The organism is Bradyrhizobium vignae (assembly GCF_900324035.1).
Taxonomy (GTDB): Bacteria; Pseudomonadota; Alphaproteobacteria; order Rhizobiales; family Xanthobacteraceae; genus Bradyrhizobium; species Bradyrhizobium vignae.
Window position 1 is genome coordinate 5,139,528 of sequence record NZ_LS398110.1, and the last position, 19,814, is coordinate 5,159,341.

The window sequence follows — 19,814 nt, forward strand, 5'->3', positions numbered from 1 at the left end:
GCCACCACCCACGAATAGCGGGCATAGCCGGATCTACACGCTCGCCGCAAAAAGATCCCATCGTCCCGGAATGCCTTTAAGCTGATGCGATCCGCGATCAAAGAATTTCAAGCCCGCGCCAGCCACAAGATCGGTCACGACCCTCGAGACAAGGATCTCGTCAGCTCCGGATTGCGCCATGATACGAGCTGCCACATGCACAGCAATACCGCCAATATCGCGCTCCCTTATTTCGATTTCACCGGTGTGCAGACCCTCACGCAGCGGCAAGCCGATTTCTCTAGAAGCGGTCCTAAGCGCAAGCGCACACCTAACAGCACGACCAGGTCCATCAAATGTCGCGAGAATGCCATCGCCGGTCGTTTTGATCAGCGTGCCGCGGTGCTTTTCGACCAAGTCTTTTGCCAGCTGATCGTGCATATCCAGTAAGTGGGTCCATCTTTGGTCACCCATATCGGCGGCGCGACGTGTGGACTCCACGATATCCGTGAAAAGAACCGTGGCTAAAACACGCTCAATATCGGTTGATGGAATTTCGCGGTGTCCGGTGATGAACTCCTCGACATCTCCCAACAAAGTTTCGACGTCACCAAACGTCATCATGTGATCGCCGTCAGGGTATTCAATGTATTTGGCACCAGGAATTTGCTTTGCGAGATCCTGACCTGTTTCGACTGGAATCAAAGTGTCCGTTCGTCGGTGAAGCACCAACGTAGGAACTCGTACCGCTGACAGTATGGGCCTGACATCAATCGATGCGTTCATTAACGCCAGCGACCTATATGCCCCTGGACTCGCAGATAGCCTTTCAAACTTGGCAAACTGGCTCACCGCGTTTGGGTCGCGTGCACGGCTTGGATTGATGAGCTTGATCAGCATGCCGGTCCCCCAAGCCTTGGCGCGCTCGGACACTATCTCTTCGTAATTGTCCATCCTTTGGGCAGGAGAGCTTGCGAACCCGGAATACAAAACTAGGTGAGAGACGCGATCAGGGTACGTCGCGGCGAACATGATACTCATGGCTGAACCCTCGGAAATACCCAAGAGCGCCGCCCGTTTCGAGCCGATGTCATCCATGATGGCCCGAACATCATCCATTCGCTGTTCGAGCGAAGGTGCGCCTGGTACCCTGTCGGACAATCCCTGCCCTCGCTTGTCGAATGTTACGACACGGGCGAAACCTGACAGGCGACGCAGGGACGCTGTATACCCCGGCGATTCATGCATGAACTCGACATGCGAGACCATGCCGGGAACGATGATGAGATCGATCGGTCCATCGCCCATGGTTTGGTATGCGATGCTTACATCGCCACTCATCGCATAGCGCGTCAGGGGCAAATCGAAATCACTCATTGTCGAGCCCACGCAAAGATCTTCACTGCCTTTCTTATCACGAAATGACCGGTCCGGCTCATGGATTTGGCATCGCCTAAACCAAGCGTAACGCGCCGCGACTGCGCTTCAAGCCTCTTTCGAGGGGCAGCACGAAGTCGCCCTTGGGTCAATCGCGTTGGTTCTGCGCGATCAGGCCCGCGTCCGGCTTACCCCTCATTGCCGACATCAAGACGCCCGACCGAATTTGTCGCTTCGGGCCAGAAGCAGACATCCGCAGGTGAAAGCCCGGTTGACCATCTCGACCCGGAAAGCCGGGAAGACCATCATCTCCGTTGTTACCGTGGCCAGGCGGGGTGGGCGGAGGTCGAGTAGCAGGAGCTCTTGCTGCGCGCTGCGGGCGAAGCTCGACGACCTCTGCCGTGACGCGAGTTACTGCGCTCCAAGATCGGCCGAGGAGTCCGCGGAACGATGAACCTCGCGACATGGAAGCCTTCCGATTGCGTCGAGTGGCTTCCATGATATCGGCGCAAGATCGAGCGTCGACAACACTCCGTCGGCGATCTATTCTGCGGCAGATTTGCCGGTTACTTGTTTGTGGAGCTCGAACCGACCGTTGCCGATGGCGCCGGCGGAGCTTGCCGGGTGAGGCTTTGGGCCGCGATCTTCCAGTCCGAACCTTCTTTGACTAGGACCCGCATCCAATTGCCGGTGATGGTGTCGCCCGGCTTCAAATTCGGATTGTTGCTGTAGCTTACGGTAAATGTGCCGCTGGCCAGGAGTGCCTGCCCTGAGGCTAGGGAACGGACGTCGTCGACTTTGTTGGTCAAGTCGATGCCCATCTCGTGCACTTTCTTGGTCAACTCGCCCATCTGGGCGCCGGAAGTTCTGCCGTAGACGTCGATGCCAAAAGCATCGGACGTGAAGAACGATGACGCGGTCTTGTCGTCTCCCTGATTGACCGCCTGCGTCCATTTCATGACCATGGCTTCTATCGCCTGCTTCGTCTGATTGTCGGCCTGCTGCGCCCTGCTGACGGGTGCCATCGCGACAGTCAGCGCCAGGATCGTCGTGGTTATGATTGGCCTCATGTCTGCCTCCTTTTCATATCTGATCGCGACGTAAACCTCCTTCGCGAGCGCGCCTTGAAGCGCAAGCGCTTTGTCGTAGAGATCGGCGGCGGGACACTCTGAGGGATCGGCACCGCTCCTCAGAGTGGCAGCCAGGAAGAACTATAGCACGCGATCGGCCCAATCGCTCGGAAATGTACGCGTTCACATTTCATGAGCCCGACCGCTGCTCATGACCCAATGTATGTCCCGGGCTCACCTTACCATGGCACCGAACGGTGCTCTCTAACGGCCTCCACAACAGCCAACCGGTAGACCGTCCCGCCTTTGCGCGGGAGATCCTCAGAGGGATCGGGCTAATGACCGGTGTGGGTCAAAGGTTGCCCTCGGTGGCTCCACGACGGCTTTCCACTTAGCCCTTAAGCGGACCGTGCGGGCCCAAATGGGGAGGTCAGCCACGGGCCAGGAGCGGAATTCTTGCCGATGACGCGCTTCCGACGAAAAAAAGAACGGACTTCGAAATCTTTGCGGCGAGAAGGGTGGTGTCGATGGGCTGGTCACCAAGAGGTTGTAAGGTCGATCATGTGAACGGCCGGATGCAAGGTTCCGAGCACCGCAACAATGACGAGGATGCCCAGTCCGAGTGCTATCTCGATCGCACTGTTATGGATCAGTTGACGAAGCGCGATGGAGGATTGTTCGTTTCCGCTGGAAGCAAGCTGCGGCGTCAAGCGAAAACGGTTGGTCGCAGCGAACGCGAGCATCACTGCGAAGATCGCCAATTTGAGCGTCAGCACGCGCCCATATTCGGTGGCAACGAGCCCATGCAGCGAGCCGACCAGAATGCCAGCGTTGACAACGCCACTGAGCAGGATGATGGCCACGCTGACAATGCCCAGCGTCGAAAACCGTTCGATGGCATCGCGGGCGAGCAACATGTTTTCGCGTATCTCGGTGATCGCCAAGAAAGTGATCAGCGACACCAGGCCGCCGATCCAGGCTGCCGCGGCCACTGCATGCAGCGCATCTGCTGCCAGATGCAGATAGCCGGTCACGCCTACGGTCGAGCCGGCATGGCCGGTCCAGGCAAGGCTGCCGGCGAACCCGGTCGCCGCGGCGAGTCCCAGCCATTGTGTGGTGACCGCACGCTCACAGGCGAGGCAGGCTGCCAGGCAGAACGCAAGACCTGCGCGAATGGCCGTCACCTCGCCGAACTGGGTTTCGTTAATGACCGTCGACAGCACGTCTGCGGTCAGAGCCTCTTTGAGCGGCATGCCGCTCATCGAGGCCGCCTGCAGCAACAGCCAAATCGCGCCCGAGACCACCGCGAGGACGAGACAGACCCAAATTCCACGCCGCGTCCGGCTCCGGAACGAGATGGCCGCCGCGGCGTGGCCCCGCAAGACCGGCAGAGCGATGAAGCGGTCGAAAATAACGCTTCCGACTGTCATCGCTGTAGCCGCGAAGTGCACGGCGCGCGTCGCAATCATCGGCACTCCTGCTGCGGACCAATCCATCGCAACAGTGCTCTAGGGACCGACCTGGAAGGTAAAGCTCCCATCGGTCGTGTGGGTGTCGACGGAAAGCACATGCCAATTGACGTGGTAGGTCCCGACACCGCCGCCTTTCAGAGAGACCGATATCTGGCTGCCGTTCACGCGCGCCCTTCCCGCATCGACGCGCTGGCCGGAAGGACCGGTGACCGTCACCGAACTGAACGCCGGCTCCAGCTTCTGGGTGAAGTAGAGCGTCACCTCGCGCGGCGGACTAGCCACTTTGTTGCCGACGCGCGGCTCGGCATGATCGAGAAAGGCGTGGGCGTCTGCCTTGCCGGTCGCAAACGACAGCAATAGCGCGATGATCAAGGATGAGCGTCGCATGATCAATTCCTGGCAAACGGGCTGGCGGGTTGCACCGGCCCGCCAAAGATGGGCCTGCCGATGCCGCGGGGATCGATGTCATCGAGATAGAAGTGCAATTGGCCGATAACGCCGACATTGGTCCCGCTTTGCCGGTTGATCGGGATCAGCGCCTCGACTCCGATTTGAAAGGTATTTCCGACCCAGAGGAATCCGGGGTTGATGGTCCCTGTGGTCTTGGTACCCGACGTCAATGTGTTCGCTACCGGCGTCTGCAGCGTCGCCTCGACCAGCGGGATCAGATGATTGACGAAATCCGGCAGGCCGAGGTCGATCACCGACGATTTCAGATAGGGCATGCTGTACTGGATCGTGCCGCCCCAGTTCAGCACCCGCGGATGAAATTCGGTGTCGGCGCTGAGATTGCCGGTGTCGGGGTCGATGCTGAAGGTCGTGGTGGAGTTTCTGCCCGGGATGGCATAGCCGACCTGACCGGTGATCGCGACCGGCCGCAGCCATGACAGGGTGTCGGGCAGATCGCCGAGGCCTTTGCCGAAAAAGATCGTCGGCGTATAGGTGTTGAACGGGTCCGCACCGACGGCTGCTGCGCCCGTGCCGCCCCATTCAATGCCCAGCCCGACCGACACCACGAATTCATGCGCCGGGTCCTTGAACAGCCGGTACTTGAACAGGGTTTCGAGATTTTGAAATCCCTGCGCGCCGATCCCGGTCGGACCGCCGGGCGCTGCGAGCGAGCTGTGGGTTGCGCCGATCGAGATCGCAAAGGCCTCGGTGATCCGCTTGGAAAATTCGCCCGAGAAATCGCGCTGCCGAAACGACGGATCGTCACCGGTCTTGAAGTTCGCGACCGTTGGGAAAGACAATTCATCGTTCACACCGGGATCGTCGATACCGATTGTCGCTGGAAAGAAGCGGTTGCCGACGATTTCGTGGGCGGTGCTTCCGAAAAGGGGAACGAGCGCGATGGCGAGCCCTGGCACGGCTGCGCGCGCATGACGGATAAACATGAAAATCTCCGCAGGCGTTGATGTGTAGAGGGTTCACGGCCGGTGGCCGCGCGACTTTACGACAGGGACGGCGGAGCGCGTGCCTGGGCCCCAGAAGCGGTTCTCGAACCGGACAGGCCCGGCCCGAAATCCTGCCAGGCGACCTGGCTCGTCACGCGATCGACCACGATCGCGGCTGATGTCTGCGGGGTGTCGATCGGCGCCCCGGTCTGCAACACGCCGCAGGCGGCGCAGCCGCCATCGTGGGCGCGGTGGCCGGTCTGATCGTCCTGCCCAGTCCCTTGTGCCGAACCGCCGTGGCAGATGACCGCGCCGACAAGTGGATGGGAGGCCGCAAGGCTCGCCGCCCAGCACGCACCGATCGGTACAAAGATCTGCACCAACAGGGCAACCAGGACTATCGGTAGAAAATTCTTCAGCTGTCGGCGCATCGCTCCATCCTGCGGCAACCTATCGCAGTGAAGGGCCGCCGTCGAGCCAAGCGGCAATGCCGAGGCGCCGAAGGGAGAGAGGCTGACGATTTAGTCGAGTGTGTTGTGCGCCGGCAACGATGGGACCTCGCTTTCAGAGCTGCGCGCTCAATTCACTTGATCTCGCTGTGGACGCCCCAATTTACACGACCGCTGCTGGCGTTAGCCAGAAAAGCGGCCGACCTGACACTTCTGCTTGGGGTCAATCGCGTTGGTTCTGCGCGATCAGGCCCGCGTCCGGCTTACCCCTCATTGCCGACATCAAGACGCCCGACCGAATTTGTCGCTTCGGGCCAGAAGCAGACTAACCAGCTAGTGCCAGCAAAACCATCGCTCTACCGGGGTTTTTTAGTGCTGTGACGGTACGCTAGACGCATATGGCAACGATTTCTCGGTGCGCGCCGCATTAGATACCCGCGAAGGGTCTCTCCGTTCTGATGAGATGCTTGCTGAACAGAGCGACTACGCTCTGAGGCGCGGTATCGTCGAAAAACCGCTTGAGATTCTGGGCGGTCTCGTCGGCGACTTCAGCACTTCGGGGAAAGAGGCCGTTTTCATAGCTGGCGAGCGCGGCTTCGATGTCATCGGGAGTGGCAACGAGCGCTTGGGCGAGTTCTGCGCCATCATACATAGCGAGGTTCGCGCCTTCGCCTGCGAAAGGGGACATCAGATGCGCCGCATCCCCAAGTAATGTTAAGCTCGGCACGCGCTCCCATCGATGTCCAACTGGGAGCGCATAGATGGGGCGAAGCACGGGATCGGTTTCGCCGTCTGTAATGAGTGCGGTCAGTTGCGGAGCCCATCCTTGGAATTGCTCGGCAATATGGGCCAAGGCAGCTTTTGTGTTGCTAAAATCGATGGACTTAATCCAATCTTCTGGCTTGTTTAAGGCCGCATAGGTGTGGAGCGTTCCGTCTGCATAGCGGTGCGCCAGGATGCCTTTGCCCGGAGCAACGGCCATGAGCGTGCCGCTGCCGATCGCATCCACGCTTGCCTTGTGGCGCGTGTCGCCATCGAAAAGGAATGTTTCGATAAACGAGGTGCCCGTGTAGGTTGGCGTTGATTTTGAAAGAAGGGGGCGGACCTTCGACCACGCGCCATCGGCACCCACGAGCACGTTGGAAGTGACCGTCAAGCCATTGGCAAAGGTGACTTCATGCCGTCCGTTCCCGAGGGCTGCAATAGACGCAACTCTATGACCCCACTTAATCGTTTCCGGCGGGATCGAATCAATAAGCATTTGCCGAAGATCGCCCCGGTCAATTTCGGGGCGATTGCCTGTGTGGCTGCCGGGGTTGTCGAATAGGACATTGCCGTCTTTATCGACGATACGTTTTGCATCTTCGCGAGGGCGGACCAGAGAGAGGAACGTGTCAAATAGTCCTGTGGCTTTGAGGGCGATCTGACCGTTGTATTCATGAATATCGAGCAGACCTCCCTGCGTTCTTGCGCTCGCCGAGGCTTCAGCTTCGTAGACTGTTGCTGCGAAGCCGTGGAGATGTAAAACACGGGCGAGTGTGAGGCCACCAAGGCCGGCACCAATAATTGTAATTGGATTTCGCATTGTTGCGCTCCTATCGTCGCAGACATGCAGCGTCCGTAGGCGCGTTGATGGCTGCGATTGCCTGATGTTCGTCAGGCGGTTGCTATCGGAGACGCTGGCCGAACCACGCGTGGCGCGCGGTTGACTTGTATTCGACGGCCTAAGAGCAGGTAGTCGTTTTTCGCGACGAGGGTGAAGTTATATCAGTAGGTCGAGCGGAACAAGAGGCCGAGGAGCGCGACGGCTAGCCAGGAAATTCAAAGAAATACCGAGAATCGGTCGGCAAAGCCATATCGACCAGGGCAAGGCGATTGGCGACGTACTGATGGAAACCTTTGGTGACCGGCCACCGTGTGCTACTTGGATAGGTGTGCCGAGCCTCGCGCGAGAGGAATTCTTAATCGAGGTTGAGCCGTCAATTATCTTCGTTGCCCGAGCGGACTGCGGCGCTGCTCGAACACTGCGTCAAGCCAAGCGAAGCCTCCGCTGGCAGGATATCGTCATCGGGCTTTGGTCGACTGGTCGGATCGAACGAGCAAGGAGGCCCGTCGTCGTTAAGAGAGTAGCCTTAGCTTGACTATTCGCCCATAAATTGAAGTTGTGTGGCGGGCGTGTGAATGTCTGCTACGTCTTGGTCTGCGCAGTAAGTGGGGAGAGACGATGACATCCAAGATCCCGGTTCGCTTCGTCTGGTTGCAGCTTTCGACCGGACTGCTTCTCGCCACGATCGGAATTTCATCGCCGGGTGCCGAGGAGGCAGCGGGTCCATCAGGCGAGGCCCTTTATGAGCAACGCTGCGCCTCGTGTCATGAGGGCGGCGCGGCACGGGCGCCCGACAGAAATGCGCTACGGCAGCTGAACGAGCAGCGGATCGGCTTTCAGATCGCCTACGGGCTAATGAGCGCGCAGGGGCGAGATCTGAGCAAGGATCAGATCGGCGCCATCACTCGCTATTTGAAGGGCAACGCGCCGCCACCGGCGATCGAACTGCCCGATTCCAGCTGCCGCGATGAAGGACCCAAACTCGCTGATCCCGCGCTGCCGCGCTGGAACGGTTGGGGGGTCGACATTCGCCAGCATCGCTTCCAGCCCGCCGAGAGCGCGCTGCTTGCGGCGCACGATGTCCCCCGTCTCAAGCTGAAATGGGCTTTCGCTTTTCCCGGTGACGTCAGAGCCTTCGCGCAGCCGACGGTCTGGGGCGGCCGGCTGTTCGTCGGTAGCGCCGGCGGCAAGGTCTATGCGCTCGACGCCAGGACCGGATGTCAGCGCTGGGTGTTCGATGCAGGCTTTGGCGTCCGCAGCGCCGTCACCATCGGCGAGGACGGGCGCGGTTTCACGGCCTATTTCGGCGACCAGCGAGGGAACGTCTATGCGCTCGACGCCGAGACTGGGAAGCTAAAGTGGACCCGTCGGGTCGAGGACCATCAAGCGGCTATGATCACGGGTGCTCCGACACTTGCGGACGGCATCCTCTATGTACCGGTTTCCTCACTCGAAGAGGCGTTGGCGGCGGATCCACGGTACGGCTGCTGCAGCTTCCGCGGGCTGATCGTGGCGCTCAGCGCAGCGACGGGAGAGGTGAAATGGCGCAGCTACGTTTCGCCACCGCCGGGACCGCAGGGCATCAGTTCGATGGGCGTGCAACTTTTCGGGCCCTCGGGCGGCGCGATCTGGTCCGCGCCAACGGTCGACCTCCAGACGAACACGGTCTATGCGACCACTGGGGACAGCTATTCAAATCCCGCACAGGACACGTCTGACGCTTTTGTGGCGTTCGACCTCGTGAACGGAAAGCTCAAATGGTCGCGACAGATGACCGAGAGCGATGCCTACAATGTCGCATGCACCTCGCAATATCGCGCGAACTGTCCAGACAATAAGGGCCCCGATTTCGACTTCGGATCGTCGGCTATCCTGGTTGATCTCGCGGACGGCAAGCGCGCGCTGATCGCGGGGCAGAAGTCGGGCGTCGTGCATGCGCTCGATCCCGATCATGGTGGCGCGATACTGTGGCAGCGCCGGATCGGGCAGGGCTCCGCGCTTGGCGGTGTGCAATGGGGAATGGCCGTCGATGACGAGAATGTCTACGTGTCAGTATCGGATGTCGGACTCGAACGCGCGGCGCCGGGCACGCCGGGTGCTCAGAAAACCATCATGGGCGGCGAGTTGAAGATGGATCCTCGCAAGGGCGGCGGACTGTTTGCTCTCAAGCTTGCCACTGGCGAGGTCGTCTGGCGCACACCGCATCCGGGCTGTAATGACAAGCCCGGCTGCAGTCCAGCCCAGTCGGCCGCGGTCACAGCAATTCCCGGCGTGGTCTTCTCGGGTGGGCTCGATGGCCACCTTCGCGCCTACAGCGCCCGGACTGGCGAGATCATCTGGGACGTCGACACCGTCCAGGACTACACGACTGTCAATGGCGCAGCCGGCCAAGGCGGCTCGCTCGACGGTCCGGGCGCAGTTATTGCTGGGGGCATGCTCTACGTCAATTCGGGCTACACCAACTACGGCACGTTGCCGGGTAACGTGCTGCTCGCGTTCTCGGTAGAAGGGAGGTAGGTGCGATATCACCTGAAGCATTCAACGACGGGAACGTGGTCGCAATCATGAGGATCACCGACCTGAAGGCTTGAGGCCGGCTTCATCGGAAATCGATTGCACCCGGATGCTTCGTTCGGTGCGTCGCCCGCGCCGAGTGCGTCCACGAACGGGCCAGTGCGTCCACGAACGGGCCAGCTCTCGAGTGCCGAGTTGAAGTTGGTGCAGCGGTGCGATGAGGTGGCGTCAAGCGAGCGGTCGGGCTTGTCTGAACTGGAAAGTGCTCGGCGTGAACCTCCTGGCCACGGCGCGCGCGTTAGCCTCGCATGTTTCCAGCGCAATCTTCTGGGCGAGCATGACATCTCCGATCGGAAGCGCGCCGATCGGCATGAAGCACAACCCGTCCTGCACGCGGCCTCTTTCGTCAATCTCGCAGACGTTCACCGACGTTCCGGCGTAAATCCGGTACCGCTTCCCACTCTCGCTTCCGACAACCTCGAAGTAGCCCTTCGTCGCTAACTGCTCCTGCTGCGCAGGCGATAGCCAACGCCGCAAGAGCAGCAGCGACCGTCCCTCTGGCGTGCGTTCGGCGCCGTGCCTGATGAAGAGCATTCGCGCCGCTCTCATGCGGGAGCGGACGTGCGACGCCGCCGGCCGAAAGCCGAACATGAGCGGCTAGCCGCCGATCAATCTGGGGAAAAAGAGGGTTTCATCCGCAGTGGGGTCGAACGATCGGATCTGCGAGATCTGACCGGGACCCGTCCGGACCGCGGCGGTGAAGCCGGCATTCGTCAGCTCATAGAACCGCTGCTCCGCCTTCGCCACTTCCTGCAGGTCGCTGGGGTCGAAAGGGTGATGGCGGTCGCCGGTGCGGTCCATCACGATCTGAATCGCCATGATCGTCCTCCTCGGATTGATAATGGGCCCAAGGGATCCTATCCAGTATCCGACTAACCTGACGAACTTTCAAGACAAGACCACTTCGATCCGAAGAGCCGACTGAAAGGCGGCCAAGCGCCACGCCCCGTCGGCTCTGCCGCGCAGGGGTACCAGATCGCGGTGCCGAACAAGGCTCGAACAAAAATCCGAGCCCCCTGTCGGATCGGCGGCTTCCCGGTCGTCCTCGTGACATGAATGGGCCGTAGACGCCAAACTCGGGCCCATCAATCACCGAGGATAACAACCATGCCCAATACCGTCCGTCTGCACCGCGTGCTCGCAACCAGTCCGGAGAAAGTCTATCGCGCCTTCCTGGAGGCCGATGCGATGGCGAAATGGCTGCCGCCGAACGGCTTCACCTGCACCGTGCATCATCTCGAGCCCAAGGTCGGGGGCACGTTCAAGATGTCGTTCCGGAATTTCACCACGGGCAACGGCCATTCGTTCGGCGGCGAATATGTCGAGCTCGTGCCCGGCGAACGCCTGCGCTATACCGACAAGTTCGACGATCCCAATCTGCCGGGCGTGATCGAGGTGACCGTGATCCTGAAGAAGGTCTCGGTCGGCACCGAGGTCGAGATCACGCAGTCCGGCCTGCCCGACGTCATTCCCGTCGAGGCCTGCTATCTCGGCTGGCAGGAATCGCTGCGCAATCTGGCGCGGCTCGTCGAGCCGGAGATCAATCAGTAGCAGCCGCAACGGCCTAGCGGTCGAGTACACCTCTCCCGAAGGGTCCCGAAGGGAGAGGTGTAACAGACCCGGCGGATCGTGCTTCGTCCAATAGTGCGCTACGCACCCGCCTTTTTCAGCCCGCCGTCCGCCGTCCATCGCTCCGGATCGGGACTGTGCCCGATCAGTGCGAGCCCATAGGCGATCGATTCGAATTGGTCGCCGGACATCAGCCGCTCGTTGCCGAACCGCTCGGCGAATAGTTTTCGGACGGCAGGTACGAAGGACGTGCCACCGGTCAGGAACACCTTCTCCACCTCGCGCGCGGTGATGCCGGCTTCAGCCAGCACCTTGTCGACCGTGGCGCGCAACCGGGCGATATCGTCGGCAATCCAGGTCTCGAAATTCTTGCGCGTGATGGTGGCGCCGATGTCGACGCCGCCGCCCTTGAAGCGGAAGTCCACCTCGTCCTGCGCCGACAGGGCGACCTTGGCATCGGACACCGCGCGGTACAGCGCAAAGCCGAGGTCGAGATCGACGATGGTGATGAAATCCTCGAGCAGATCCGGCTTCAGCGCGGTGCGCGCAAGCTCGCGGAGCTCGCGCAGATCGCCGTTGCTCTTCATCATCGCGAGCTGATGCCAGCGCGCGAGGTTGGTGTAGTGGCCGCTCGGGACCGGGAGCACCTTGTCGAACGAGCGGAAGCTCGAGCCCTTGCCGAGCCGCGGCGAGACGACGTGGTCGACAATGCGATAATCGAACGTGTCGCCGGCAATGCCGATACCGGCATGGCCGAGCGGTTCGGCGCGAAGCGTGCCGCCCGCGCGGGAAAACCGCATCACCGAGAAATCGCTGGTGCCGCCGCCGAAATCGGCAACCAGCACGGTGGCATCGCGCTCCAGCCTGCGGGCGAAGGAGAACGCCGCGCCCACGGGCTCGTAGACGTAGCGCGCGTGGCCGGCCCCCAAGCGCTCGAACGCGGCCCGGTAGCGCTGCATCGCCAGCGCCTCGTCGGGATTGCCGCCGGCAAAGCGCACCGGACGGCCGACCGTGATGTTCGCCGTCTCGAAGCCGAACTTCTCGCCGCCATGGCGCGCCAGCGTGCGCAGGAACGCCGCCAATATGTCCTCGAACTTGTAGCGTTGCCGGAATACCTGCGTGGTGTTGAAGCTGGAACTCGCCGCAAACGTCTTGAACGACTGCAGGAAGCGGTAGACGTGGCGCCCTTCGAGAAACTGCTCGATCGCCCACGGGCCGCCTTCGGCCTGGGCACCGGCGCCCGGCCGGTCCTCCCAGAAGCACAGGGCCGACACATAGACGCTGTGACGCTGTCCGCCGTGGTCGAACCGAATGGCCTCAACCCGGCGGTCGTCCGACGCAAGCGCGACGACCGTGTTGCTGGTCCCAAAATCGATGCCGATCGAGACGGCGGGCGAGGCGCTCGACATGAAGCACTCTGAACGTTTGATTGGAAAAGGGGGCGGACCACTAGCCGCTTTGACCTGCGCTGCCAAGGGCCGTTTTGCTGCGGCGCGGTCGGAATTCATCCTCGTCGGGCGCCGTTCCGAGCCACGGGAAACAAGGTTTTCCTGCTCCCAGAGGCCGAAATCCCTGTTTCGGCTGTCCAGCTTGCAATCTTAAGCCCGGAATGGCCGCTTTAATGGAGCATTATGTTGCGATGCGGTGGAGCACATGCTGCTATGCAATGACATGCATGGACATTGGTATCTGGTATACATAAATTGCCTTTCGAAAGGAGACAGCAACTGACTGTCTCAAGAAAGGGAATTCCGATGTCCAAGACCGCTACCGTCGCTCTCGCCCCCTCCAACTCGCTGTTCGCCCGCTTCATGGCCGCGGTTGACCGCTTCCTGATGGCGAGTGCCGAGATCTCGAATCACAACGGCGACCTGCCCCGCTTCGGCCTCTAAGCCCGTGCTTTTGCGCTGCCGAGGCAGCGCGCCGGCTTCGGCACCGTCAACATTCGACTTTTGATGAATGGCCCCGCAGCACGGGGCCATTTCTACTTGTGCTGTCCCGAGTCAGAGTCGCAGCCGGACATTCCTGCGACATTTGCGCACGGTGGCCGGACCAGCGCTTGAAGCTTGGCATAATGCATACAAGAATGCCACCCCAGCGCTCGCAAAATAATTAGAGGCGCCACGGGAGGCTTTATGACGGACATGGTGCAGGCAACGGCGGCTCCAAGCGCCGCGCGCGTCAGCGATGCTTATCGCTGGGCGCAATTGGCCATCGGCGTAGGCGCGATGGTCATGATCGCCAACTATCAATACGGCTGGACGTTCTTCGTCCCCGACATCCAGAAGACGTTCGGTTGGGATCGCGCATCGATCCAGTGGGCATTCACCCTTTTCGTTTTGTTCGAGACCTGGCTCGTGCCGGTCGAAGGGTGGTTCGTCGACAAATACGGCCCGCGTATCGTCGTGCTGATCGGCGGCGTGCTCTGTGCTCTGGGCTGGGTGATCAACGCGCAGGCGACGACGCTCAACGGCTACTATCTCGGCATGATCATCGCGGGCATCGGCGCCGGCGGCGTCTACGGCACCTGCGTCGGCAACGCGCTGAAGTGGTTTCCGGACAAGCGCGGTCTTGCCGCGGGCATCACGGCGGCAGGTTTTGGTGCGGGCTCTGCGCTGACCGTCGCGCCGATTCAGGCCATGATCAAGGACAGTGGTTTCCAGACCACCTTCCTCTATTTCGGCCTCGGGCAAGGCATCATCATCTGCATCCTCGCCTTCTTCCTGCTCGCGCCCAAAGCGGGCCAGGTGCCGAACGTGGTGACGAACGCCGCACTGCTGCAATCTCGCCGCAACTATCAGCCGACCGAGGTGCTGCGTCAGCCGATCTTCTGGCTGATGTACTTCATGTTCGTGATCGTCGGCGCCGGCGGGTTGATGGTGACCGCGAACCTGAAGCCGATCGCGGTCGACTGGAAGGTCGACAGCGTCCCGGTCACCCTGATCGGCATGACAATGACCGCGGTGACGTTCGCAGCGACCATCGACCGCGTGCTCAACGGCCTGACGCGTCCATTCTTCGGCTGGATCTCCGACATGATCGGCCGCGAGAACACGATGTTCATCGCCTTCGGCATGGAAGGGATCGGCATCTGGATGCTCTACCTCTGGGGCCACGATCCGATCTGGTTCGTGCTGCTCTCGGGCTTCGTGTTCTTCGCCTGGGGTGAGATCTACTCGCTGTTCCCGTCGACCTGCACCGACACGTTCGGCGCCAAGTTCGCGACCACCAATGCCGGCCTGCTCTACACCGCGAAGGGCACCGCCGCATTGCTGGTGCCGATCGCCAACTACGTGCAGCAGACCTCGGGGCATTGGGACAACGTCTTCATCATCGCGGCCGGTGCCAACATCCTGGCCTCGCTGCTGGCGATCGTGGTGCTCAAACCATGGCGCAAGGTCGTGGTTGCGAAATCGACCCTCTGACCCGCTCCACTACAGTCACCAAGCAAGACGCCCGGCCTCACGGCCGGGCGTTTTCGTTTGGCGCCAGTATCCCAGGATACCTCTGCGCTTTGCGGAGCCGCGCATTTTGTCGAACGGGAACCAAGATAGGGCTTGCAATCTGGGATATGGTATACCAAGCTCCGCGCCGCGCTTGCGACGATAAGCCACAACATTTGCGACCCTGGGTCATCTTGCATTCCTGCGTCGCAATCAATCAGGCGCGTTGGGAGGTTCTTGATGATTTCCAGCACGGATGGCGCCGTCACAGCCGCGCCTCTTCGCACCGGTTTCCGTTGGCTCCAACTCGCGATGGGCATCGTCTGCATGGCGATGATCGCCAACCTGCAATACGGCTGGACGCTGTTCGTCGATCCGATCGATGCGACCCATCATTGGGGGCGCGCCGCCATCCAGCTCGCTTTCACCATCTTCGTCGTCACCGAGACCTGGCTGGTGCCAGTCGAGGCCTGGTTCGTCGACAAATACGGCCCGCGCATCGTGATCATGTTCGGCGGCGTGATGATCGCGCTGTCCTGGGTGCTCAACTCCTACGCCGACAGCCTCACCCTGCTCTACACTGCCGCGGTCATCGGTGGCATGGGCGCGGGCGCGGTGTACGGCACCTGCGTCGGCAACGCGCTGAAATGGTTTCCTGATCGCCGCGGCCTGGCGGCCGGCGCGACCGCCGCCGGCTTCGGCGCGGGTGCCGCACTCACGATCGTGCCGATCGCGAGCATGATCGTCTCGAGCGGCTACCAGCACGCGTTCCTCACCTTCGGCATCGGCCAGGGCCTCGTCGTGTTCGTGCTCGCCTTCTTCATCCAGCCCCCGCGGATCTCGATCCCGCCGAAGAAGAAGCAGCTCAATCTGCCGCAGACCAAGATCGACTTCACCCCGCCGCAGGTGCTGCGCACCCCTATTTTCTGGGTCATGTACCTCGTCTTCGTCATGGTCGCCTCGGGCGGCCTGATGACCGCGGCGCAGATCGCCCCGATCGCGCACGACTTCAAGATCGCGAACACGCCCGTCACACTCGCCGGCTTCCAGATGGCGGCATTGACCTTCGCGATCTCGCTCGACCGGATCTTCGACGGTTTCGGCCGCCCGTTCTTCGGTTTCGTCTCCGACACGATCGGCCGCGAGCACACCATGTTCATCGCTTTCGGCACCGCCGCGCTGATGCTCTTGACGCTATCGGCCTACGGTCACATCCCCGTCGTCTTCGTGCTGGCGACCGCAATTTACTTCGGCGTGTTCGGCGAGATCTACTCGCTGTTCCCCGCAACCTGCGGCGACACCTTCGGTGCGAAGTTCGCAACCACCAACAACGGCATGCTCTACACCGCGAAAGGCACGGCCTCCCTGCTCGTCCCGCTCGCGAGCGTGATCTCGACCGCTTATGGCTGGAAGGCCGTGTTCGTGGTGGCAGTGGCGCTGAATGCGACGGCGGCGCTGATGGCATTGTTCGTGATCAAGCCGCTGCGCCGCTCCTTCATTCTCGGCAAGGAAGCCGAGAGCACGGACACCGCGACCGGCACAGCCAAGACCGAAACGGCGTAGCCACCACAAGCCTTCGCACGAAAGAAAGGGGCGCAGCGATGCGCCCCTTTCTTTTTGGCCGCGACAAACGTCAGCATTCCTGTCGCAAGATTTTTCGGATCAGCCAAATCCAGCGCTTGACGATTGGCATTACGTATACCACACTTCTCCCAACATTCACCCAGGGAGGTTGCAATGCTGGTCGGAGACATTCTGCGCAAGAAGACGCCGCGCGTTGTCACGGTTCGTATGAACGAAACGGTGGGGATCGCGGCCAAGCTGATGCGCGCCAACAATATCAGCGCGCTGGTGGTCAAGGACGTGGTCCGCTCGGAAGGAAACACCGCGGTCGGCATGTTCACCGAGCGCGACGTGGTGCGCGCCGTCGCCGAGCACGGCGCCGGCGCCATCAACGTCAAGGTCTCCCAGCTGGTCTCGGTGCAGCAGCTCGTCTCCTGCACTTCCTCGGACACGATCGAGCACGTCCGCCACCTGATGAACCGTCATCACATTCGCCACCTGCCCGTGATCGACGATTACAGCCTCGTCTCGGTCATCAGCATGCGCGACATCGCCGCCGCGGTCGACGAGGCCGCCAACTCGACGCCGCAAGCAGCTTAAAGCGTCTCACTTCCCTGCGACTGCCGGCCCCGGCTCGGATCCATCCGAGCCGGACCGGATCATTCGTCCCAAAATTCCGCCTTACCCGCGAGGATTTCATGAAGATCTGCATCTACGGCGCCGGCGCGATCGGCGGATATCTCGGGGTTCAGCTCGCCCGCGCGGGCGCCGATGTCAGCCTGGTCGCACGCGGCGCACATCTCGCCGCCATGCGCGAGCGCGGCCTCACGCTGCTCGCCGGCGAGGAGACGCACACCGTCCATCCGCGCTGCACCGATGATCCCACCGCGCTCGGTGTGCAGGACACCATCATCGTCACGCTGAAGGCGCATTCGATCACCGGCGTGATCGAGAAGATGCAGCCGCTGCTCGGGCCCCACACCCGCATCGTCACCGCCGTCAACGGCATTCCCTATTGGTACTTCTACAAGCACGGCGGCCAATACGAGAATTCGACGCTGGAGAGCATCGACCCCGGCGGACGGCAGTGGCGCGAGTTAGGGGCCGAGCGCGCCATCGGCTGCATCGTCTATCCCGCCACCGAGATCGAAGCGCCCGGCGTGATCCGTCACGTCTACGGCAACAATTTCCCGCTCGGCGAGCCCTCCGGTGAGATCACGTCCGACGTGCAGCGCCTCGCGGACCTCTTCGTCGCCGCCGGCCTGAAGGCTCCCGTGCTCGATCGCATCCGCGACGAGATCTGGCTGAAACTCTGGGGCAATGTCTGCTTCAACCCGATCAGCGCGCTGACCCACGCCACGCTCGACGTGATCTGCACCGATCCGGCCACGCGCGCGCTGTCGCGTGCGATCATGGTGGAGACGCAAGCGATCGCCGAGACCTTCGGCGTCAAGTTCCGCGTCGACGTGGAGCGCCGCATCGAGGGCGCGCGCAAGGTCGGCGCCCACAAGACCTCGATGCTGCAGGATCTCGAGCGCGGCCGCCCGATGGAGATCGACCCGCTCGTCACCGTCGTGCAGGAGATGGGCCGCCTCACCGGCATCCCCACGCCCGCGCTCGACTCGGTGCTGGCGATGGTGACCCAGCGCGCCCGCATCGCCGGCCTCTATGACGGCATCTCGACATCATCGGATCCCCGCGCACTGGCGGTGGCGTGATGGCGGGCGAAATGAAGAAGTGGCTGCGCTTCCGCCATGCCGGCGCGACCGGCTTCGGCACGCTGACGGCATCAGGCATCAGCGTGCATGAGGGCGAGATGTTCGGCCGCCACGCCGCCACCGGCAAGATGCTGGCGCTCTCGGAGGTCGAGCTGCTCGCGCCTTGCGTGCCCAGCAAGATCGTCGCGCTCTGGAATAATTTCCACGCGCTCGCGACCAAGCTGAACCAGCCCGAGCCGCCGGAGCCGCTCTATCTGCTCAAGGCCACCACCAGCATCACCGCTCCCGGTGCCGTGATTCGCCGGCCCTCTTATTACGACGGCAAGACGACCTATGAGGGCGAGCTCGGCATCGTGATCGGCAAGACGTGCGCGCGTGTCTCACCTGGCGAAGCCGACAGCTTCATCTTCGGCTACACTTGCGTCAACGACATCACCGCCAACGATATCCTGACCCGCGACCCCACCTTCCCACAATGGGCCCGCGCCAAAGGCATCGACGATTACGGCCCGTTCGGCCCGGTCATCGCGACCGGCCTCGATCCCGCGAAACTCACGGTCCGCACCATCCTCAACGGCGCGGAGCGGCAGAACTATCCGATCTCCGACATGATCTTCACTGCGCAGGACTTGGTCAGCAGGATCTCCCACGACATGACCCTGCTGCCCGGCGACCTCATCGCGGTCGGCACTTCCGTCGGCGTCGGCGTGATGAAAGAGCCGGTCAACACCGTAACGGTTGCGATCGACGGCATCGGCGAGCTCACCAACGAGTTTCGGCTGTAGCCCCGCAGCGCAGCAAAATTGATCCCGCGCAAATCGGGCTTCGCGGCCACTGGTATCCTTCCTTGCAAGACATCGGTCTCTGACGCAAAGGGAGGACGCCATGACGAATGCCGGCAACGCACTTTTGTGGACGGCCCTGTACTTCGCTCTCTCGTTCGCGGCGATTTTCGTCGTGTGGTTCGCCGACAAGATGCGCTCGAACTTCCTCGGGAGACAATAGCCGGAGGCGCGCCGGTTCTCGTCGGCGGCGACCGCTGACGAAAAAGCAAGCGCGAGGTCGAAGACCGCATCGCCCGCATTTTAGGATTTCAACGTGCTCGACGCCTTGCGCAAGGACATCGGCGGCATCTTCACGACGATCAGGACCAGTTTGAACCGGATCGGGTGAAGCGCGGCTGCGCAGGGGTTGAGCGCAGCGACACGGCCATCACGCCCTCCGAAACATCCCGACACATCACATCTCCGCGCGCCCGACATATGCCGCCAACATTTCCCGCGCGTGCCGCAACTTGGACGCATTCGGTCGCCCATCTGTGGAGCGTGTCTGGGGGCACGGCACAGCCGTGTTTGGACCAAACCTTCTAGGGGTATGACTGTGAAGAAGATTGCAATTGCTCTGGGTGCCACGCTTGCTCTGGTGACGGCCGCGAACGCTGCGGATCTGCCGCGCCGCCAGCCCGTGCCGGCCTATCCGGCTGAGCAGGCTCCGATCGGCAAGATGCCGATCGGCAAGAGCCCGGTTGGAAAGGCCCCGATCGGCAAGGCGCCCGGCCCGGTCGCAGCGCGCTACTGACGCGCGAGCGTAACACGCGCAG

19 protein-coding genes are annotated in these 19,814 nt (G+C 61.7%); 9 read left to right on the forward strand and 10 right to left on the reverse strand.

Going from position 1 to position 19,814, the window contains the following annotated elements:
- Nucleotides 1-33: 33 nt before the first annotated feature.
- The 7 genes from BRAD3257_RS25085 to BRAD3257_RS25115 form a co-directional block, all read right to left on the reverse strand.
- The gene (locus BRAD3257_RS25085) at nucleotides 34-1,356 is read right to left on the reverse strand and encodes an adenylate/guanylate cyclase domain-containing protein (protein WP_122404078.1); all 1,323 of its coding nucleotides are present in this window, start codon (nucleotides 1,354-1,356) and stop codon (nucleotides 34-36) included.
- A gap of 566 nt (nucleotides 1,357-1,922) precedes the next feature.
- The gene (locus BRAD3257_RS25090) at nucleotides 1,923-2,381 is read right to left on the reverse strand and encodes a YybH family protein (RefSeq protein ID WP_129143028.1); all 459 of its coding nucleotides are present in this window, start codon (nucleotides 2,379-2,381) and stop codon (nucleotides 1,923-1,925) included.
- A gap of 581 nt (nucleotides 2,382-2,962) precedes the next feature.
- On the reverse strand, nucleotides 2,963-3,895 hold the full coding sequence (gene copD, locus BRAD3257_RS25095; RefSeq protein ID WP_244607684.1) for a copper homeostasis membrane protein CopD: 933 nt from the start codon (nucleotides 3,893-3,895) through the stop codon (nucleotides 2,963-2,965).
- A gap of 39 nt (nucleotides 3,896-3,934) precedes the next feature.
- A complete protein-coding gene (locus BRAD3257_RS25100) occupies nucleotides 3,935-4,285 on the reverse strand; it encodes a copper resistance CopC family protein (protein WP_122404081.1) in 351 nt (116 codons plus the stop codon).
- 2 nt (nucleotides 4,286-4,287) lie between these two features.
- Nucleotides 4,288-5,292 (reverse strand): hypothetical protein, encoded by a 1,005-nt coding sequence (locus tag BRAD3257_RS25105; protein WP_122404082.1) that lies wholly within the window; start codon nucleotides 5,290-5,292, stop codon nucleotides 4,288-4,290.
- A 56-nt stretch (nucleotides 5,293-5,348) separates the two neighbouring features.
- Nucleotides 5,349-5,723 carry a DUF2946 domain-containing protein gene (locus tag BRAD3257_RS25110; protein WP_122404083.1) on the reverse strand — a complete coding sequence of 125 codons (375 nt, stop codon included), beginning with the start codon at nucleotides 5,721-5,723 and terminating at the stop codon, nucleotides 5,349-5,351.
- Between the two features lie 445 nt (nucleotides 5,724-6,168).
- Nucleotides 6,169-7,326, reverse strand: a complete 1,158-nt coding sequence (locus BRAD3257_RS25115) for an FAD-dependent oxidoreductase (RefSeq protein WP_122404084.1) — start codon at nucleotides 7,324-7,326, stop codon at nucleotides 6,169-6,171.
- Nucleotides 7,327-7,965: 639 nt separating this feature from the next.
- On the opposite strand from BRAD3257_RS25115, the gene BRAD3257_RS25125 reads away from it, so the two are divergent.
- Entirely contained in the window at nucleotides 7,966-9,864 is a 1,899-nt protein-coding gene (locus BRAD3257_RS25125) for an outer membrane protein assembly factor BamB family protein (protein WP_122404085.1), read from the forward strand.
- Nucleotides 9,865-10,089: 225 nt separating this feature from the next.
- On the opposite strand, the gene BRAD3257_RS25130 is transcribed toward BRAD3257_RS25125, so the two are convergent.
- Together BRAD3257_RS25130 and BRAD3257_RS25135 are read right to left on the reverse strand one after the other, a co-directional pair.
- A complete protein-coding gene (locus BRAD3257_RS25130) occupies nucleotides 10,090-10,512 on the reverse strand; it encodes a hypothetical protein (RefSeq protein WP_162500357.1) in 423 nt (140 codons plus the stop codon).
- A gap of 6 nt (nucleotides 10,513-10,518) precedes the next feature.
- Nucleotides 10,519-10,740, reverse strand: coding sequence for a hypothetical protein (locus tag BRAD3257_RS25135; RefSeq protein WP_122404086.1), 222 nt, complete (start codon nucleotides 10,738-10,740; stop codon nucleotides 10,519-10,521).
- A 288-nt stretch (nucleotides 10,741-11,028) separates the two neighbouring features.
- Here BRAD3257_RS25135 and BRAD3257_RS25140 point away from each other — a divergent pair, with 288 nt between their 5' ends.
- Nucleotides 11,029-11,472, forward strand: a complete 444-nt coding sequence (locus BRAD3257_RS25140; protein ID WP_027572003.1) for an SRPBCC family protein — start codon at nucleotides 11,029-11,031, stop codon at nucleotides 11,470-11,472.
- 98 nt (nucleotides 11,473-11,570) lie between these two features.
- On the opposite strand, the gene BRAD3257_RS25145 is transcribed toward BRAD3257_RS25140, so the two are convergent.
- A complete protein-coding gene (locus tag BRAD3257_RS25145; protein ID WP_122404087.1) occupies nucleotides 11,571-12,899 on the reverse strand; it encodes an Hsp70 family protein in 1,329 nt (442 codons plus the stop codon).
- A gap of 345 nt (nucleotides 12,900-13,244) precedes the next feature.
- Between BRAD3257_RS25145 and BRAD3257_RS40405 the strand changes: the two genes are divergently transcribed.
- The 7 genes from BRAD3257_RS40405 (at nucleotide 13,245) to BRAD3257_RS25180 (ending at nucleotide 19,792) form a co-directional block, all read left to right on the forward strand.
- Nucleotides 13,245-13,382: a hypothetical protein gene (locus tag BRAD3257_RS40405; protein ID WP_164936819.1), complete on the forward strand. Its 138-nt coding sequence runs from the start codon at nucleotides 13,245-13,247 to the stop codon at nucleotides 13,380-13,382.
- A gap of 243 nt (nucleotides 13,383-13,625) precedes the next feature.
- A complete protein-coding gene (oxlT, locus tag BRAD3257_RS25155; RefSeq protein WP_122404088.1) occupies nucleotides 13,626-14,915 on the forward strand; it encodes an oxalate/formate MFS antiporter in 1,290 nt (429 codons plus the stop codon).
- A 258-nt stretch (nucleotides 14,916-15,173) separates the two neighbouring features.
- Nucleotides 15,174-16,496 carry an oxalate/formate MFS antiporter gene (oxlT, locus tag BRAD3257_RS25160; RefSeq protein ID WP_122404089.1) on the forward strand — a complete coding sequence of 441 codons (1,323 nt, stop codon included), beginning with the start codon at nucleotides 15,174-15,176 and terminating at the stop codon, nucleotides 16,494-16,496.
- A gap of 174 nt (nucleotides 16,497-16,670) precedes the next feature.
- Nucleotides 16,671-17,096 (forward strand): CBS domain-containing protein, encoded by a 426-nt coding sequence (locus BRAD3257_RS25165; protein WP_122404090.1) that lies wholly within the window; start codon nucleotides 16,671-16,673, stop codon nucleotides 17,094-17,096.
- A 98-nt stretch (nucleotides 17,097-17,194) separates the two neighbouring features.
- Nucleotides 17,195-18,214 (forward strand): 2-dehydropantoate 2-reductase, encoded by a 1,020-nt coding sequence (locus BRAD3257_RS25170; RefSeq protein WP_122404091.1) that lies wholly within the window; start codon nucleotides 17,195-17,197, stop codon nucleotides 18,212-18,214.
- 11 nt (nucleotides 18,215-18,225) lie between these two features.
- Nucleotides 18,226-18,999 (forward strand): fumarylacetoacetate hydrolase family protein, encoded by a 774-nt coding sequence (locus BRAD3257_RS25175; RefSeq protein WP_174221591.1) that lies wholly within the window; start codon nucleotides 18,226-18,228, stop codon nucleotides 18,997-18,999.
- 589 nt (nucleotides 19,000-19,588) lie between these two features.
- Nucleotides 19,589-19,792, forward strand: coding sequence for a hypothetical protein (locus tag BRAD3257_RS25180; RefSeq protein WP_122404093.1), 204 nt, complete (start codon nucleotides 19,589-19,591; stop codon nucleotides 19,790-19,792).
- The last annotated feature ends 22 nt before the right edge of the window (nucleotides 19,793-19,814 follow it).

What these genes read in the sequence shown, in the direction of transcription:
- BRAD3257_RS25170 (WP_122404091.1), top strand. Translation starts at nt 17,195, where the DNA reads ATGAAGATCTGCATCTACGGCGCCGGCGCGATCGGCGGATATCTCGGG.
- BRAD3257_RS25145 (WP_122404087.1), bottom strand. Translation starts at nt 12,899, where the DNA reads ATGTCGAGCGCCTCGCCCGCCGTCTCGATCGGCATCGATTTTGGGACC.
- BRAD3257_RS25090 (WP_129143028.1), bottom strand. Translation starts at nt 2,381, where the DNA reads ATGGCACCCGTCAGCAGGGCGCAGCAGGCCGACAATCAGACGAAGCAG.
- BRAD3257_RS25125 (WP_122404085.1), top strand. Translation starts at nt 7,966, where the DNA reads ATGACATCCAAGATCCCGGTTCGCTTCGTCTGGTTGCAGCTTTCGACC.
- BRAD3257_RS25100 (WP_122404081.1), bottom strand. Translation starts at nt 4,285, where the DNA reads ATGCGACGCTCATCCTTGATCATCGCGCTATTGCTGTCGTTTGCGACC.
- BRAD3257_RS25115 (WP_122404084.1), bottom strand. Translation starts at nt 7,326, where the DNA reads ATGCGAAATCCAATTACAATTATTGGTGCCGGCCTTGGTGGCCTCACA.
- BRAD3257_RS25130 (WP_162500357.1), bottom strand. Translation starts at nt 10,512, where the DNA reads ATGTTCGGCTTTCGGCCGGCGGCGTCGCACGTCCGCTCCCGCATGAGA.
- oxlT (WP_122404088.1), top strand. Translation starts at nt 13,626, where the DNA reads ATGACGGACATGGTGCAGGCAACGGCGGCTCCAAGCGCCGCGCGCGTC.
- BRAD3257_RS25180 (WP_122404093.1), top strand. Translation starts at nt 19,589, where the DNA reads ATGACTGTGAAGAAGATTGCAATTGCTCTGGGTGCCACGCTTGCTCTG.
- BRAD3257_RS25175 (WP_174221591.1), top strand. Translation starts at nt 18,226, where the DNA reads ATGAAGAAGTGGCTGCGCTTCCGCCATGCCGGCGCGACCGGCTTCGGC.
- BRAD3257_RS40405 (WP_164936819.1), top strand. Translation starts at nt 13,245, where the DNA reads ATGTCCAAGACCGCTACCGTCGCTCTCGCCCCCTCCAACTCGCTGTTC.
- BRAD3257_RS25105 (WP_122404082.1), bottom strand. Translation starts at nt 5,292, where the DNA reads ATGTTTATCCGTCATGCGCGCGCAGCCGTGCCAGGGCTCGCCATCGCG.
- oxlT (WP_122404089.1), top strand. Translation starts at nt 15,174, where the DNA reads ATGATTTCCAGCACGGATGGCGCCGTCACAGCCGCGCCTCTTCGCACC.
- BRAD3257_RS25110 (WP_122404083.1), bottom strand. Translation starts at nt 5,723, where the DNA reads ATGCGCCGACAGCTGAAGAATTTTCTACCGATAGTCCTGGTTGCCCTG.
- BRAD3257_RS25085 (WP_122404078.1), bottom strand. Translation starts at nt 1,356, where the DNA reads ATGAGTGATTTCGATTTGCCCCTGACGCGCTATGCGATGAGTGGCGAT.
- BRAD3257_RS25165 (WP_122404090.1), top strand. Translation starts at nt 16,671, where the DNA reads ATGCTGGTCGGAGACATTCTGCGCAAGAAGACGCCGCGCGTTGTCACG.
- BRAD3257_RS25135 (WP_122404086.1), bottom strand. Translation starts at nt 10,740, where the DNA reads ATGGCGATTCAGATCGTGATGGACCGCACCGGCGACCGCCATCACCCT.
- copD (WP_244607684.1), bottom strand. Translation starts at nt 3,895, where the DNA reads ATGATTGCGACGCGCGCCGTGCACTTCGCGGCTACAGCGATGACAGTC.
- BRAD3257_RS25140 (WP_027572003.1), top strand. Translation starts at nt 11,029, where the DNA reads ATGCCCAATACCGTCCGTCTGCACCGCGTGCTCGCAACCAGTCCGGAG.